General features: G+C 63.8%; 14 protein-coding genes and 1 pseudogene. 6 read left to right on the forward strand and 9 right to left on the reverse strand.

What is annotated here, in order from left to right:
• The first annotated feature begins 135 nt into the window (after positions 1-135).
• The 5 genes from C3F36_RS03175 (at position 136) to tauD (ending at position 5,038) form a co-directional block, all read left to right on the forward strand.
• The gene (locus tag C3F36_RS03175; RefSeq protein WP_069785308.1) at positions 136-1,239 is read left to right on the forward strand and encodes an ElyC/SanA/YdcF family protein; all 1,104 of its coding nucleotides are present in this window, start codon (positions 136-138) and stop codon (positions 1,237-1,239) included.
• A 288-nt stretch (positions 1,240-1,527) separates the two neighbouring features.
• Positions 1,528-2,502, forward strand: a complete 975-nt coding sequence (tauA, locus tag C3F36_RS03180; RefSeq protein WP_069785309.1) for a taurine ABC transporter substrate-binding protein — start codon at positions 1,528-1,530, stop codon at positions 2,500-2,502.
• Positions 2,503-2,518: 16 nt separating this feature from the next.
• Complete coding sequence (gene tauB, locus C3F36_RS03185; protein ID WP_104454452.1) at positions 2,519-3,280, forward strand: taurine ABC transporter ATP-binding subunit; 762 nt, start codon at positions 2,519-2,521, stop codon at positions 3,278-3,280.
• Entirely contained in the window at positions 3,277-4,107 is an 831-nt protein-coding gene (tauC, locus tag C3F36_RS03190; RefSeq protein ID WP_104454453.1) for a taurine ABC transporter permease TauC, read from the forward strand. The genes tauB and tauC overlap by 4 nt, the downstream gene beginning before the upstream one ends.
• Before the next feature lie 79 nt (positions 4,108-4,186).
• Positions 4,187-5,038 (forward strand): taurine dioxygenase, encoded by an 852-nt coding sequence (gene tauD, locus C3F36_RS03195; protein WP_104454454.1) that lies wholly within the window; start codon positions 4,187-4,189, stop codon positions 5,036-5,038.
• Positions 5,039-5,180: 142 nt separating this feature from the next.
• Here the strand turns inward: tauD and C3F36_RS03200 are convergent, their stop codons facing one another.
• From C3F36_RS03200 to C3F36_RS03240, 8 genes and pseudogenes are all read right to left on the reverse strand, one after another.
• Positions 5,181-5,549 carry a DUF1428 domain-containing protein gene (locus tag C3F36_RS03200; protein WP_010673687.1) on the reverse strand — a complete coding sequence of 123 codons (369 nt, stop codon included), beginning with the start codon at positions 5,547-5,549 and terminating at the stop codon, positions 5,181-5,183.
• Between the two features lie 72 nt (positions 5,550-5,621).
• Positions 5,622-6,983 carry an MFS transporter gene (locus tag C3F36_RS03205; RefSeq protein WP_104454455.1) on the reverse strand — a complete coding sequence of 454 codons (1,362 nt, stop codon included), beginning with the start codon at positions 6,981-6,983 and terminating at the stop codon, positions 5,622-5,624.
• A 280-nt stretch (positions 6,984-7,263) separates the two neighbouring features.
• Positions 7,264-8,157: a heme o synthase gene (gene cyoE / locus C3F36_RS03215; protein ID WP_010673685.1), complete on the reverse strand. Its 894-nt coding sequence runs from the start codon at positions 8,155-8,157 to the stop codon at positions 7,264-7,266.
• Between the two features lie 8 nt (positions 8,158-8,165).
• Positions 8,166-8,495, reverse strand: a complete 330-nt coding sequence (locus C3F36_RS03220) for a cytochrome o ubiquinol oxidase subunit IV (RefSeq protein ID WP_010673684.1) — start codon at positions 8,493-8,495, stop codon at positions 8,166-8,168.
• Positions 8,496-9,143: pseudogene (locus C3F36_RS03225) on the reverse strand (cytochrome o ubiquinol oxidase subunit III); the annotation flags it as partial. It abuts the gene before it with no gap.
• Complete coding sequence (gene cyoB / locus C3F36_RS03230; RefSeq protein ID WP_041211612.1) at positions 9,112-11,088, reverse strand: cytochrome o ubiquinol oxidase subunit I; 1,977 nt, start codon at positions 11,086-11,088, stop codon at positions 9,112-9,114. The gene cyoB and the pseudogene C3F36_RS03225, both read right to left, overlap by 32 nt.
• A gap of 3 nt (positions 11,089-11,091) precedes the next feature.
• On the reverse strand, positions 11,092-12,180 hold the full coding sequence (gene cyoA / locus C3F36_RS03235; RefSeq protein WP_080767819.1) for a cytochrome o ubiquinol oxidase subunit II: 1,089 nt from the start codon (positions 12,178-12,180) through the stop codon (positions 11,092-11,094).
• 506 nt (positions 12,181-12,686) lie between these two features.
• Positions 12,687-13,130 (reverse strand): carboxymuconolactone decarboxylase family protein, encoded by a 444-nt coding sequence (locus C3F36_RS03240; RefSeq protein WP_010673680.1) that lies wholly within the window; start codon positions 13,128-13,130, stop codon positions 12,687-12,689.
• Positions 13,131-13,249: 119 nt separating this feature from the next.
• Here C3F36_RS03240 and C3F36_RS03245 point away from each other — a divergent pair, with 119 nt between their 5' ends.
• Entirely contained in the window at positions 13,250-14,158 is a 909-nt protein-coding gene (locus C3F36_RS03245) for a LysR family transcriptional regulator (protein ID WP_104454456.1), read from the forward strand.
• Positions 14,159-14,248: 90 nt separating this feature from the next.
• Here the strand turns inward: C3F36_RS03245 and C3F36_RS03250 are convergent, their stop codons facing one another.
• Complete coding sequence (locus tag C3F36_RS03250; protein ID WP_042881649.1) at positions 14,249-14,578, reverse strand: DUF3634 family protein; 330 nt, start codon at positions 14,576-14,578, stop codon at positions 14,249-14,251.
• Positions 14,579-14,588: the final 10 nt, after the last annotated feature.

Here is a 14,588-nt window from a genome sequence, read left to right on the forward strand (position 1 = left end):
TAACCGGAACGGTTCACGTTTTTTTCATCGGGAAGGGAGTAGAGTAAGCAGCAAACCAAGCATCTGTTTTTATTGGAAAAGCATTCAGGGGACGAGCCACGGCATCGCGCCCCGCACCCCAGAGGGAGCCCCATGATGAAGAAAACCGCGATTGCCCTGACCCTCACCAGCCTGCTGACGCTGCCGCTCTTTGTCTCATCCGATGCCTGGGCCGCCCCGGTGCGCTCCCTGCAAAAGGAGCAGAATTACGAGCAGTTCATCAGCAAGCGCCAGGTGGTGGATCAGCTGCTGGCAGACGCCGCCCGCATCTTCCACTCCCCCGCCCGGGTCTCCGATGCGGGCTTCACCGCCAAGATGCCGAGCAACATGGAGCAGGTGACCACCCTGCTGCTGGAGGCCCACCAGCTCGAGCCCTATCGCACCGATCTGCTCATCTCGGCGGCCAACGCCCAGATCTACAACGGCAACGTGGACAGGGCCATCGCCCTGTTCGAGCAGGCCCTCACCGCCGCCCCGGACGATCTGGACATCAACACCTATCTGGCCACCTGGCAGCGCTTCAAGGGCAACCAGGCCAAATCCGATGGCTACCTCAAGCGGGTCGGCGAGCTCAATGCCGGTCGCGCCGCCGACTTGCAGCGGCTGTTCGCCACCGTGGACAGAGTGGTCGCCACCCCCCTCAAGGAGCGTCAGGGACGGGGCGAGAAGAAGGGGCGCCGCGCCATCGTCACCCTGGGCTATGCCCTCAATCCCGACGGCTCCATGCACGACATCCTGCTGGGACGCCTCGAGACCACCCGCGCCCTGGCCCAGGCCGATCCGGCGGCCCTCGTCATCCTCACCGGCGGCGTGCCCCAGAACCGCCAGACCGAGGGCAAGCTGATGGCGGACTGGCTGGCGAAAAAGGGCATCGACCGCTCCCGTATCATCGAGGAGAACTACGCCACCAGCACGGTGGAGAACGCCCTCTACAGCGGCTATGCCCTCGCCCGCCACGAGATTGAGTTCGCCACCCTGGTGAGCTCGGCGAGCCATGTGCGCCGGGGCCAGACCCTGCTGGAAATCGCCTGTTGGCAGAGCGGCCCGGCGAACATCCGCATCGACAGCGTCGCCTACCCGGACAAGCCCCTCTCGGCCCTGGCCAAGGCAAGCCCGGAGGAGCTGCTTGGCATCTACCGGGACGCCCTGCGCACCTATGGCCTGTGGAGCTACCGCTCGGCCCCGCTGGTGGAGCGCTGATCCCCCGGCCCCGCCACCCTGGCGGGGCCTTTTCCTCTCTTCCCCCTGCCAGTCACTGCGCCCCCTGGTGGCTGGCCCCTGCACGCACCTGCTGGCCCCTTGCGCCAGCCACCCGATAGACGGCGGGTGAGCAAGCTATCCACTTTCTGGCATATCTCAATCAGATCATTGATTTACCGTTCTTTTTCTAAGAACCAAACGGCATGAGAACACCCTTCTCGTTCCTTCGCCCCCGGGGATGTTCAGATAAAGATGTGGCTTCCAACACCCCCAACAAGGAAGTGCATCATGACAGCAAAAGGCATCTCTCTGTGGCTCGCGGCCTCCATGCTGCTCGGCCAGTCCGCCCAGGCCCTCGACGTCACCGTGGCCTACCAGACCTCCGCCGAACCCGCCAAGGTGGCCCAGGCCGACAACAGCTTCGCCAGGGAGAGCGGCGCCACCGTGGATTGGCGCAAGTTTGACAGCGGCGCCAGCGTGGTACGGGCGCTCGCCTCTGGTGACGTGCAGATAGGCAACATCGGCTCCAGCCCCCTGGCGGTGGCGGCGAGCCAGAACCTGCCCATCGAGGTGTTCCTGCTCGCCTCCAAGCTCGGGGAGTCCGAGGCCCTGGTGGTGAAGCAGGGGCTCGCGAAACCCGAGGATCTCGCGGGCAAGCGCATCGCCGTGCCCTATACCTCCACCACTCACTACAGCCTGCTGGCGGCCCTCAAGCACTGGGGTGTCGACCCCGCCGAGCTGCAGATAGTGAACCTGCAACCACCGGCCATCATCGCCGCCTGGCAGCGGGGCGACATCGACGGCGCCTATGTCTGGGCCCCCGCCCTCAACCAGCTCACCAGGGAGGGCAAGGTGCTGACCGACTCCGCCCAGGTGGGTGACTGGGGGGCGCCGACCCTGGATGTCTGGGTAGTGCGCAAGGACTTTGCCAAGGCCCACCCCGAAGTGGTGCAGGCCTTCGTGAACAGCACCCTGGCCGCCCAGCGCGACTACCTGGCCAACCCCGACGGCTGGCTCACCAAGCCGGACAACCTCGCCAAGCTGGCCAAGCTGAGCGGCGTTCCCGAGGCGGACGTTCCCGCGCTGGTGAAGGGCAACACCTACCTCGATGCGAAGGCCCAGAGTGCCGAGCTCGGGCGCCTCGTCAACCAGACCATCATCGACACCGCCCGCTTCCTCGAGAGCCAGGGCAAGGTCGCGAACGCCGCCTCGGACTACCGCCAGTTCGTGACCGATCGCTTCGTGAAAGCCGTGGCCCAGTAAATCCAAGGAGACGACCATGCTGCAGCTCTCTCATGTGTCCGCCGAGTACGCCGGCAGGCGGGTGCTCGACAACATCAACCTCTCCCTGTCCGAGGGGGAGCTGATGGTGGTGCTGGGGCCCTCGGGCTCGGGCAAGACGACCCTCCTCAACCTGGTGGCGGGCTTCGAGCCTTGCCACCACGGCCAGATAAGCCTTGAGGGCAAGCCGGTCACCGGCCCCGGCGCCGAGCGCGGCGTGGTGTTCCAGAGCGAGGGGCTGCTGCCCTGGCGCAACGTGCGAGACAACGTGGCCCTCGGCCTGCAGCTGGCGGGCGTGCCCAGGGCCGAGCGCACCGAACAGGCCCGGGCACTGCTGCGTCAGGTGGGGCTGGAGGGGGCCGGCGATCGCGCCATCTGGCAGCTCTCCGGCGGCCAACGCCAGCGGGTCGGCATCACCCGGGCCCTCGCCACCCAGCCCCGCCTGCTCCTGCTGGACGAGCCCTTCGGCGCCCTGGACGCCTTCACCCGGGAGCAAATGCAGACTCTGCTGCTGCGCCTGTGGCACGAGCACCGGCGTCAGGTGCTGCTCATCACCCACGATATCGAGGAGGCCATCTTCATGGCCACCGATCTGGTGCTGCTCTCCCCCGGGCGGGTGACGGAGCGGCTGACCCTGGATTTCGGTCGCCGCTTCGCCGCCGGGGAGCCCTGCCGCAGCATCAAGTCCGATCCGGCCTTCATCGAGCGCCGTGAATACGTGCTGGAACGGGTGTTCGCAGAGCGGGAGGCCTTCGCATGACCCTCGCCCTCGCCCGGCAACGGGATCTCACCCACGCACGGGCAGCGGGCTGGCCCCTGTCCCGCCGCCTGACCCTGAGCCTCGCCACCCTGCTCGTGCTGCTGGCCCTGTGGTGGCTGGTGGCCCACTTCGGCTGGGTCGATCCCCTGTTCCTGCCGCCCCCACAGCGGGTGCTGGCACAGCTCATCACCATCGCAGGCCCTGCGGGCTTTATGGATGCCACCCTGTGGCAACACCTGGGGGCCAGCCTGGGGCGCATCCTGGTGGCGCTCGCTGCCGCGGCGTTCTTTGGCATCACGGTGGGCATCGCCATGGGGCTCTCCCCCACGGTGCGCGGCGTGCTGGATCCCCTCATCGAGCTCTACCGCCCGGTGCCACCGCTCGCCTACCTGCCACTCATGGTGATCTGGTTTGGCATCGGTGAAACATCGAAGGTACTGCTCATCTATCTGGCCATCTTCGCCCCCGTGGCCCTGGCGACCCTGGCGGGGGTGCAGAGCGCCAACGCGGTGCGAGTGCGGGCGGCCCAGGCGCTGGGCGCATCCCGGTCCCAGGTGCTCTGGCACGTGATCCTGCCCGGCGCCCTGCCGGACATCCTGACCGGGCTGCGCATCGGGCTCGGGGTGGGCTGGTCCACCCTGGTGGCGGCCGAGCTTATCGCCGCCACCCGGGGGGTGGGCTTCATGGTGCAATCCGCCGGCGAGTTTCTCGCCACCGACGTGGTGCTGGCGGGCATCCTGGTGATCGCCCTGATCGCCTTCGTACTGGAACTGGGCCTGCGCGCCCTGCAGCGCAGGCTCACCCCCTGGCATGGAGAAGGACAATGAGCCACAGGCTGACCTCTTTCCTTCGCCCCCCTTTCCTATTGGCATCGGGCCTTCACGCCCCCAGACATGGAGCAAGACCATGACCGACAAGTTGACCATTACCCCCCTCGGCCCCCACATCGGCGCCGTCATCGCCGACGTCAATCTGGCCGAGCCCCTGAGCCAGGGGCAGTTCGAGCAGCTCCATCGCGCCCTGCTCAAATACCAGGTGCTGTTCTTTCGCAACCAGCCCATCACCCCGCGAGCCCAGCGGGCGCTGGCGAACCGCTTCGGGGATCTGCACATCCACCCCGTCTACCCCCACACGGAGGAGGCCGAGGAGATCATCGTGCTCGATACCCACGACGACAATCCGCCGGACAACGACAACTGGCACACCGACGTGACCTTTATCGAGACGCCCCCGGCGCTGGCCATTCTGGCCGCCAAGCAGTTGCCCCCCACCGGGGGGGACACCCTCTGGGCCAGCGGCATCGCGGCGCTGGCGGCCCTCTCCCCGCCCCTACAAACCCTGCTGGCAGGGCTGGAAGCCGAGCACGACTTCACCAAGTCCTTCCCGGCCCATCGCCATGATGACAGCGAAGAGGCGCGCCAGCGCTGGCAGGCGGCCGTGGCCCGTCACCCGCCCCTGCGCCACCCGGTGATCCGCACCCATCCGGTGAGCGGCCGTCAGGCCCTGTTCGTCAACGAGGGGTTCACCACCCGGCTGCCCGGGCTGCCCCCCAAAGAGAGCGAGGCCCTGCTCGGCTTTCTGTTCGAGCACATCACCCGCCCCGAGTTTCAGGTGCGCTGGCGCTGGCAGGAGAACGACATCGCCATCTGGGACAACAGGGTGACCCAGCACTATGCCAATGCCGACTACCTGCCGGCCCGCCGGGTGATGCACAGGGCCACCATTCTCGGGGACAAGCCCTTCTGGCGCCCGGGCTGAACATCCCCCATGGAGAGCGACCATGAGATAACGCCCAGCAAAAAGCCCGCCGGCTGGCGGGCTTTTTCATCATCTGACGGGCCTGGGTGTTGCTATCGGCCCTTGCGCTCCGGCCACCAGGGTGAAGCCCCGATGGCCGGTCTCAGCCCTTGAGCTCCAGCACGGTGGTGAAGCCTCCGAAAATCATGCGGGCGCCGTCAAACGGCATGGTCTGGTGCAGGGGATTGGCGGGATCCATCCTGGGGTCCTGCATCATCTTGCCCATGGCGTCGTCCCGCACCGCCTTGCTCGGCCACTCCACCCAGGAGAAGACCACGGTTTCATCCTCCCTGGCCGCCACCGCCCGATAAAAGTCGGTCTGCTTGCCGTGGGGCACGTCGTCCCCCCAGCACTCCAGCACCCGGGTGGCGCCGTATTCGAGGAAGATGGGGTCAAACTGCCCCGCATGATCGATCAGGGCCTGCTTGTTGGCCGTCGGCACGGCGAGCACGAATCCGTCCACGTATGACATCAGAGGTTCCTCCTGTGAGTGAGGATCTCAGCATAGCAGCCGCCCTTCAGCCCGCGCCTGCGCCGCCAGCCATCACAACGAGACCAGCCGCTCCAGATCGCTGCGGGTCAGGCGCTTGCTGTCCACCTTCACGTAGAGGGAGTGCTCCTCGCGCACCAGCAGCACGTCGCTTACCCCCTCGCAGGCGCGGATCCGCTGCTCCAGGGCCGGGGTGGCCTCGACCCCTTCCGGCAGCACGATGCGCAGGCTGCTCACATAGGGGGGCTCGGCCATGGTGAGGCTCACCCCGAGCCAGGCGAGGGCCAGGGCGGCGCAACCGCCAAACACCAGGGGGCCGCCCCCCAGGCTGTAGAGCAGGCCGCCGAGACTGCCGCCGATGGCGACCCCGAGGAACTGACTGGTGGAGTAGACCCCCATGGCGGTGCCCTTGTAGCCCGGCGGGGACTCCTTGCTGATGAGGGACGGCAGCAGCGCCTCCATCACGTTGAAGCCGATGAAGAAGAGCTGCAACCCGGCGAGCAGACCCCACAGCTGCTGGCCGCTCTGCCAGAGCACCAGCTCGGCGGCCAGCATCACCACCACGCACCCGATGAAGACCCGCTTCATCCGGCGGTGCTTCTCGGCATAGATGATGAAGGGCACCACGCTCACGAAGGCGATCAGCATGGTGACCAGATAGGCCTGCCACTGGCTGTCACGGGGCAGGCCCGCACGCTCCAGCAGGGGCGGCAGGGCCACGAAGCTCGACATCAGCAGGGTGTGGACGCAGAGGATGCCGAGGTTGAGTTTGAGCAGGCGAGGGTTGGTGAGCACGGTACGAAAGCTGCCTCGCACCATGGCGGACTCGCGATTTTGCAGGTGGGCCGCCGGGGTCGGCACCACCCAGAGCACCATGGCGATGGCGGCCAGGGCCAGCAGGGCGATGAGCCAGAAGAGGCCGGACAAGCCCAGGGCATGGGTGATGAGGGGGCCGGTCACCATGGCGATGGCGAAGGTGATGCCAAAGCTCACCCCGATGAAGGCCATGGCCTTGGTGCGATTCTGCTCCCGGGTGAGATCCGACAGGAGCGCCATGACGGCGGCGGAGATGGCGCCGCTCCCTTGCAGGGCGCGCCCGACGATGACCCCCCAGATGGAGTCGCTCAGGGCGGCGATGACGCTGCCAAGGGCAAACATCAGCAGGCCGCCGACGATGAGGGGCTTGCGCCCCACCTTGTCGGAGAGCAGGCCGAAGGGGATCTGGAACAGGGCCTGGGTCATGCCGTAGATGCCGATGGCAAGCCCGATGAGCGCCTCCGAGGCGCCCGCCAGGGACATGCCGTAGGTGGTCAGCACCGGCAGCACCATAAACATGCCGAGCATGCGCAGCGAGAAGACGGAGCCGAGCGCCCAGGTCGCGCGTCGCTCGCCCCTCGTCATGGTGAAATCATTCATGAGGGCCTCGATGAGTCAAAAAGAAGAGAGAAAGAAAGGGGTGACAGGCGCCCGGCCGCCCCCGAAAAATCGGTGATGCCCCTCGCAGGGCGGCGCCCATAATAGCAGAGCCGGGAAGATTCCCGGCTCTGGATTTCATGCATTTAAGGGGTGCAGTTCACACTATCAGGGCAGCATGCTCACCAGCAGCGGCGCTGCGTCCGGCTGGAAGCCCACCGACATCATCACGCTCAGGCAGGTGAAGATGATGACGACGATGGAGAACATGTCAGCTCCAGCGTCAGGGCAGCATGCTCACCAATACAGGCGCTGCGTCCGGCTGGAAGTCCACCGACATCATCACGCTCAGGCAAGTAATGGTGACGATGGAGAACATGAACAGCTTGCGCGCCCAGAGGGAGTCGTCCACCGCCGCCTTGTAGCCCGACAGCGCCATCCCCAGCCACCAGACGCTCACCGCGGTGGCCACCACCAGATACTTGTACCCGGCGTAGCCGCCGAGGAACAGCATCAGGGTCGGCACCATGAACGCCAGGATGTAGAGGGTGATGTGGAGCTTGGCCACCGGGATCCCCTTCACCACCGGCAGCACCGGGATGTTGGCGGCCTGGTAGTCCTTGAAGCGGAAGATGGCGATCGCATAGGAGTGCGGCATCTGCCACAGGCTGAAGATCGCCAGCAGGATCAGGGCCCCCGAGTCGAACTGCCCGCTCACCGCGCAGTAGCCGATGACCGGCGGCGCGGCGCCGGAGAGGCTGCCGACCAGGGTGCCATAGACCGAGTGGCGCTTCATGTAGAGGCTGTAGACCCCCACATAAACCAGGAAGCCCAGCACCGCCAGCAAGGCGGCCAACGGATTGGCCGCAAAGTAGAGCAGTGCAATGCCCGCAACGCCCAGCGCCGTCGCATACCAGAGGGAGACACCGGGGGCGATGAGCCCCCGCACCAGGGCGCGGTTCTTGGTGCGCTCCATGATGCAGTCGATGTCCCGGTCGATGTAGTTGTTGAACACGCAACCGGAGGCCACCACCAGTGACACCCCCACCATGGTCAGGATGAACAGGGGCACATCCAGGCTCCCCTTCGAGGCCAGCAGGAATCCCCCGATAACCGAGATGAGGTTGCCGAAGATGATGCCCGGCTTGGTCACTTGCAGGTATTGCTTCATCATCATCAACCCGCTCAGTGAACCATCATGTTGATGTTGAGGTTGTACATGATCCACAGGGAACCCACGACCACGATGGCGATGATGAGCACGGTAAAGACCAGTGCCACCAGGTTCCAGCGCTCCTCGGAGGAGGTGTTCATGTGCAGGAAGTAGACCAGGTGAACGAAGATCTGCACCACCGCCATGGCCACCACGGTGCCGAGCACCACGGCGTGGGAGGCGGAGCCGTCCATCACCATCCAGAACGGAACGGCGGTCAGGATGAGTGACAGCACGAAGCCAATCATGTAGGACTTGACGCTGCCGTGGCTGGCGCCGTGATTGTCAACGGAATGACTCATTTACATGACCCCCATCAGATAGACCACGGTGAAGACGCAGATCCATACCACGTCGAGGAAGTGCCAGAACAGGCTCAGGCACATCAGGCGAGTGCGGTTGCGCTCGGTCAGCCCCTTCTTGGTGATCGACACCATCATCACGATGATCCAGACCAGGCCGCTGGTCACGTGGATACCGTGGGTCCCCACCAGGGTGAAGAAGGCAGAGAGGAAGCCGCTGCGATCCGGGCCCGCCTCGTGCACGATCAGGTGATGGAACTCGTAGATTTCCATCGCGATGAAGCCGGCACCCAGCAGGAAGGTGACGAACAGCCAGGTGTTGACCGCCGCGACCTTGTTCTTGTTCATGGCCAGCATGCCGAACCCGAAGGTGATGGAGCTCAGCAGCAGCAGCATGGTTTCGGCGAACACGAACGGCAGTTCGAAGATGTCCTTGCCGGTGGGGCCGCCGGCAGTGCCGTTGACCAGGACCGCATAGGTCGCGAACAGGGTCGCGAACAGGATGCAGTCACTCATCAGGTAGATCCAGAAACCGAATACCTTGGTGGCACCGGCATCGTGGTGCCCATCCTCATGGGCACCGTGAGAGTGATGTAGTACGTCAGTCGCCATGGAATTAAGCCACCTTGTTGATGTTGTCGAAATGCTGACCTTCGATGCGCTCGATCTCGTCAACCTGTACGTAGTAGTCCACATCGTCGTTGAAGCTGTGGATGATCCAGGTGGCGATCATGCCGATGAAGCCGGCGATGGCCATCCACCAGATGTGCCAGATCATGGCAAAGCCGAACACCACGCTGAAGGCGGCGATGATGACACCAGCACCGGAGTTCTTCGGCATGTGAATGGGGGCATACTGGGCAGGCTTCTTGTAAGCGCTGCCGTCAGCCTTGGCTTCCCAGAAGGCGTCCAGACCGGTGACCTTCGGCTCGATGGCGAAGTTGTAGAACGGCGGCGGAGAGGACGTCGCCCACTCCAGGGTACGGCCACCCCAGGGATCGCCGGTCAGGTCGCGGTTCTTCTCGCGGTCGCGGATGCTGACCACGATCTGGATGACCTGGCACAGCACGCCCAGGGCAATCAGACCGGCGCCGCAGGCGGCGACCACCAGCCAGCCGTGGAACTCGGGATCGATGTTCTGGCTGACACGACGGGTCATGCCCATGAAGCCCAGCACGTAGAGTGGCATGAAGGCCACGAAGAAGCCGGTGATCCAGCACCAGAAGGCACGCTTGCCCCAGACGTCATCCAGCTTGAAGCCGAACGCTTTCGGGAACCAGTAGGTGATACCGGCGAAGCAGCCGAACACCACGCCGCCGATGATGACGTTGTGGAAGTGGGCGATGAGGAACAGGCTGTTGTGCAGCACGAAGTTGGCGGCCGGCACGGAGAGCAGTACCCCGGTCATGCCACCCACGGTGAAGGTGATGATGAAGCCGACGGTCCACAGCATGGGCGAGGTGAACTCGATGCGACCGCGGTACATGGTGAACAGCCAGTTGAAGATCTTCACCCCGGTCGGGATGGAGATGATCATGGTGGTGATGCCGAAGAAGGCATTCACGTTGGCGCCGGACCCCATGGTGAAGAAGTGGTGCAGCCAGACGATGAACGACAGCACGGTGATCGCCACGGTTGCCCACACTAGGGAGGTGTAACCGAACAGCTTCTTCTTGCAGAAGGTCGCCACCACTTCGGAGAAGATCCCGAACACCGGCAGCACCAGGATGTACACCTCGGGGTGACCCCAGGCCCAGATCAGGTTGATGTACATCATCATGTTGCCACCCATGTCATTGGTAAAGAAATGGGTACCCAGGTAGCGGTCTGCGGTGAGCAGGGCGATGGTGACGGTCAGGATCGGGAAGGAGGCGATGATCAGGATGTTGGCACACAGGGCGGTCCAGGTGAAGACCGGCAGGCGCATCATGGTCATGCCAGGGGCACGCATGCGGATGATGGTGGCGAAGAAGTTCACGCCGGTCAGCAGGGTCCCCAGACCCGAAATCTGCAGACTCCATATCCAGTAATCGACCCCGACCCCGGGACTGAACTCCAGCCCCGACAAGGGCGGATAGGCCAGCCAGCCGGTCTGGGCGAATTCACCGACCCCGAGGGAGACGTTGATCAGCACCACGGCCGCGGCGGTGAACCAGAAGCTCAGGTTGTTCAGGAAGGGGAAGGCCACGTCACGGGCACCGATTTGCAGCGGCACCACGATGTTCATCAGACCGATCACCAGCGGCATGGCCACGAAGAAGATCATGATGACGCCGTGGGCGGTGAAAATCTGGTCGTAGTGGTGCGCATTCAGGTAGCCTTCGCCACCCCCGGAGGCGATGACCTGCTGGCCACGCATCAGCACGGCGTCGGCAAAGCCACGCAGCAGCATGACCATGCCCAGAATGAGATACATGATACCGAGGCGTTTATGGTCGACCGAGGTCAGCCACTCTTTCCACAGATATTGCCACTTGCCGTAGTAAGTGATGAGACCGGCGATGGCCAGGCCCCCCAGAATGATACCGGCTATCGTGACCATGATGATGGGTTCATGGTACGGAATAGCCTCGAGTGTCAATTTTCCAAACATCGATTATTCCTCGGATCCTGCTTTCACACTCTTGTCGGCCGACATGGCCATGTGTCCGGCATGGGCGTCATGGTTCATGGCCTGGTTCTCCATGGCGTCCTCTTGCGAGGCCTCATGGTTCATCCCTTCGTGGTCCATGGCACCCGCTTTCGGGGCGGCGTCATGGTTCATGGCCTCGTGGTTCATGCCCTCGTGATCCGCAGAGCCCGCAGCCGGGGTGGCGTGACCACCATGGGACATGCCGCCCATGAACTTGTTGATGATGTTGACGAACAGCTTGGGATCGGCGCTGGCGAAGTACTCCACCGGGTGGTTTTCGCTCTTCTTGGCCAGGGCATTGAACTCATCCATGGTGCTCAGGGCCTTGGAAGAGGCCTTCACCTTGGCTACCCAGGCGTCGAAACCGGCTTGGTCCTGGGTCGCGATGGCCTTGAACTTCATGCCGGAGAAACCGGCACCGCTGTAACCGCCGGAGATGCCCTTGTACTCGCCCGCCTCGTTGGCAATCAGGTGCAGCTTGGTCTGCATGCCGGCCATGGCGTAGATCTGGCCGCCCAGTTGCGGGATGAAGAAGGAGTTCATCACGGTGTCGGAGGTCACCCGGAAGTTGACCGGGGTGTTGACCGGGAAGGCCAGCTCGTTGACCGACGCAATGCCCAGCTCCGGATAGACGAACAACCACTTCCAGTCCAGGGAAATGACATCCACCTGAACCGGTTTGACGTCCGATTCCAGCGGCTTGTAGGGGTCGAGGGAGTGGGAAGTTTTCCAGGTGATCACCGCCAGGATGACGATGATGATGACGGGTACAGTCCAGACGACTGCCTCAATCTTGTTGGAGTGGGCCCAGTCCGGCGCATAGGTGGCACTGGTGTTGGACGCCCGGTATTTGTAGGCGAACGCCACCGCCATGACAATCACGGGCACCACCACGATCAGCATCAAGCCGAGTGCGGTGAGTATCAGTGACTTCTGCTCCATACCGACCTGCCCCTTGGGGCTCATCAGTGCCATGTCGCAGCCACTCAGCAAGCTGGCGGTCGCGAGCAGCAGCAAAGCGCCCAAGCCCCTCTTCACATCAAAGAGTCTCATGCAATGTCCTCATCTTTTGAAGGCTTATTGGTATAAAAAAATGCAGCATTTTATTGCATCAGACCGGCATGTGAACAACATGAAAAATTAATCCCAAAAATGTTCAAAAGGTGATGGAAAGCGGCATCAGATGTTAATCCCTTGACAATGACCAATTTATTCAAGTTACACCGCGGCAATTCATCTTCCGTTAATCTCTCACGCCACCAAAAGTGACCACCAATTAACCAAAAAGATCCATATGGTCTGTTTTCAACCCGCCATTGCGATCAAAAAAGAGCCATACAGCCCCTTTTCGACTCACAGGTCATTTTTCCACACCTTGATCTGGATGGGTATTTTTCGGGGAAGATAAAAAAAATAATTAATCAAACGAATGTATGATTAACTTCCCGCCCCCCGACAACGGTCGCAACCCCTGGCGCCAGAGGGCACACTTCGTAACAAAACGGGCCCTTATGCGGGCCCGTTGACAATCGTTTTCTCTCCCTCCCTCGGAGTCGGAGTCAGGAGTGATCGTGTTCCATCCGGGTCGCCACGGCGATCCGGTTCCAGGCGTTGATGGTGACCACCTGCACCAGACACTGGGCCAGCAGGGTTTCCCCCAGTTGGGCCAGCGCCGCCTCATAGGTCTGCGTCGTGAGCCCCTTGTCGGCGATCAGGGTCACCTCGTCGGTCAGGGCCAGCACCGCCCGCTCCCGGGCGTCGAACAGCGGCGACTCCTGCCAGGCGGCCAGCGCCAGCAGACGCTGGGCGCTCTCCCCGTGCTTCATCGCCACGTCGGCGTGCATCTCGATGCAGTAGGCGCAGCCGTTGATCATGGAGGCGCGCAACTTGATGAGCTCCTTGAGCGACAGAGGAATGTCGGTGCCCCCGAGGTAGGACTCGAGGCCCATCATGGCCGAGACGGCGGCGGGCACCTGGTTGGCGAGCTGGATACGGTGTGACATGGCAAGACTCCTTTGATGGACCCCGGATGGGGCGGTGAGCTGATTGTTCACTTTTTCATTGTTGATTAGAATATCGTCATAACCTGCAACAGTTTTGCGTTTATCGCAAAGGTGAATCCATGCTGGATCGCATCCGCATCCTGGCCCAGGTGGTGGAATCGGGCAGTTTCTCCCGTGCCGCCCGCGCCCTCAACCAGGCCCCCTCCTCCGTGACCCGTGCCATCGACGCCCTGGAGCAGCAGCTCGGGATCCCGCTCTTCAAGCGCAGCACCCGCCAACTGGTGCTGACCGAGCAGGGCGCCTATTTTCTCACCCGCTCCCTGCCCCTGCTGGAGGAGGCGGATCAGCTGGTGCAATCCCTGCAACCCCTCTCGGTGGCGCCAGAGGGGCCGCTGCGGGTCTCGGTGTTCGAGAGCTTCGGCGCGTCCTGGCTCTCTCCCCGCCTGCCCGACTTCCTCGCCCGCTACCCCGGGGTGCGCCTGGAGGTTGCGCTGGACAACCGCATGGTGGATCTCGATGCCGAGAACGTGGACGTGGCGGTGCGCATCGGCAAGCCCGCCGACAGCAGCCTGCACACTCGTCATCTGCTCACCAACCGCTCGCTGCTGGTCGCCTCCCCCGCCTATCTGGCCCGCCATGGCGAACCCGCCCATCCCGCCGAGCTGGCCCACCACAACTGCCTCATTCGCGGCCATGGGCGCCAGCGCCAGCACTGGTACTTCCAGCAGGGCACGGAGCACGAGAAGGTGGCGGTGCAGGGCAACCTTGCCTCGGTCGGGGGCACGCCCCTGCTCTGCGCCGCCCTCGCGGGATGCGGCGTGCTGCTGCTGTCGAGCTGGATGGTGCAGCAAAGCATCGACGAGGGCACCCTGCTGCCGCTGCTGCCAGAGTGGCTCGCCTCCCCCTACGAGGATCGCCAGGACGAGATCCACGCGGTGTTTCGTGGCGGCCGCTTCCTCAAACCCCAGACCCGCGCCTTCATCGACTTTCTGGTCGAGGCGATCAGGCCCCTGCAAGGGCCGCGCTGACCGCAACAGGGCCTCCTGGCGAAACCCTGAAAACGCAGACGCCGGGCACAGGGCCCGGCGTCTGGAAATGAGGGCCGCCACGGCGACCGCTCAGCGTGATTTTCGCCCGTCAGGGCTCGGGGAGAGCCCCCGGTAATCCCCGTAGGGGAAGATGTTGCGCAGGCGCTGGGCCACGGGCTCGGGGATGGAGCGGGAGAAGACCAGCCTCACCCCGTTGCCGTCCCGCAGGCCCAGGATGCGCCCGCGCACCGCCTCATGGTGCAGGATCTGGGTCGCCTGGGTCACAAAGCGCGGCGGCACCGAGCCCCGCTTCACCACCACCTTGCCCGGCGCGAGCCGGACCTCGAACAGGGCACCGCGCCCCAGCGTCATCAACCACCCGATCAGGGCTATCGCCACCAACAGAGACAACCAGGCCATTGCGTCTTCC

This window comes from Aeromonas sp. ASNIH2 (genome assembly GCF_002934795.1).
Lineage (GTDB): Bacteria > Pseudomonadota > Gammaproteobacteria > Enterobacterales > Aeromonadaceae > Aeromonas > Aeromonas caviae.

Excerpts from the sequence above, each read along its gene's own strand:
- C3F36_RS03220 (WP_010673684.1), bottom strand. The coding sequence starts at position 8,495 with ATGAGTCATTCCGTTGACAATCACGGCGCCAGCCACGGCAGCGTCAAG.
- cyoB (WP_041211612.1), bottom strand. The coding sequence starts at position 11,088 with ATGTTTGGAAAATTGACACTCGAGGCTATTCCGTACCATGAACCCATC.
- cyoA (WP_080767819.1), bottom strand. The coding sequence starts at position 12,180 with ATGAGACTCTTTGATGTGAAGAGGGGCTTGGGCGCTTTGCTGCTGCTC.
- C3F36_RS03250 (WP_042881649.1), bottom strand. The coding sequence starts at position 14,578 with ATGGCCTGGTTGTCTCTGTTGGTGGCGATAGCCCTGATCGGGTGGTTG.
- C3F36_RS03205 (WP_104454455.1), bottom strand. The coding sequence starts at position 6,983 with ATGAATGATTTCACCATGACGAGGGGCGAGCGACGCGCGACCTGGGCG.
- tauD (WP_104454454.1), top strand. The coding sequence starts at position 4,187 with ATGACCGACAAGTTGACCATTACCCCCCTCGGCCCCCACATCGGCGCC.
- C3F36_RS03175 (WP_069785308.1), top strand. The coding sequence starts at position 136 with ATGAAGAAAACCGCGATTGCCCTGACCCTCACCAGCCTGCTGACGCTG.
- C3F36_RS03245 (WP_104454456.1), top strand. The coding sequence starts at position 13,250 with ATGCTGGATCGCATCCGCATCCTGGCCCAGGTGGTGGAATCGGGCAGT.
- cyoE (WP_010673685.1), bottom strand. The coding sequence starts at position 8,157 with ATGATGATGAAGCAATACCTGCAAGTGACCAAGCCGGGCATCATCTTC.
- C3F36_RS03200 (WP_010673687.1), bottom strand. The coding sequence starts at position 5,549 with ATGTCATACGTGGACGGATTCGTGCTCGCCGTGCCGACGGCCAACAAG.
- tauA (WP_069785309.1), top strand. The coding sequence starts at position 1,528 with ATGACAGCAAAAGGCATCTCTCTGTGGCTCGCGGCCTCCATGCTGCTC.
- tauB (WP_104454452.1), top strand. The coding sequence starts at position 2,519 with ATGCTGCAGCTCTCTCATGTGTCCGCCGAGTACGCCGGCAGGCGGGTG.
- tauC (WP_104454453.1), top strand. The coding sequence starts at position 3,277 with ATGACCCTCGCCCTCGCCCGGCAACGGGATCTCACCCACGCACGGGCA.
- C3F36_RS03240 (WP_010673680.1), bottom strand. The coding sequence starts at position 13,130 with ATGTCACACCGTATCCAGCTCGCCAACCAGGTGCCCGCCGCCGTCTCG.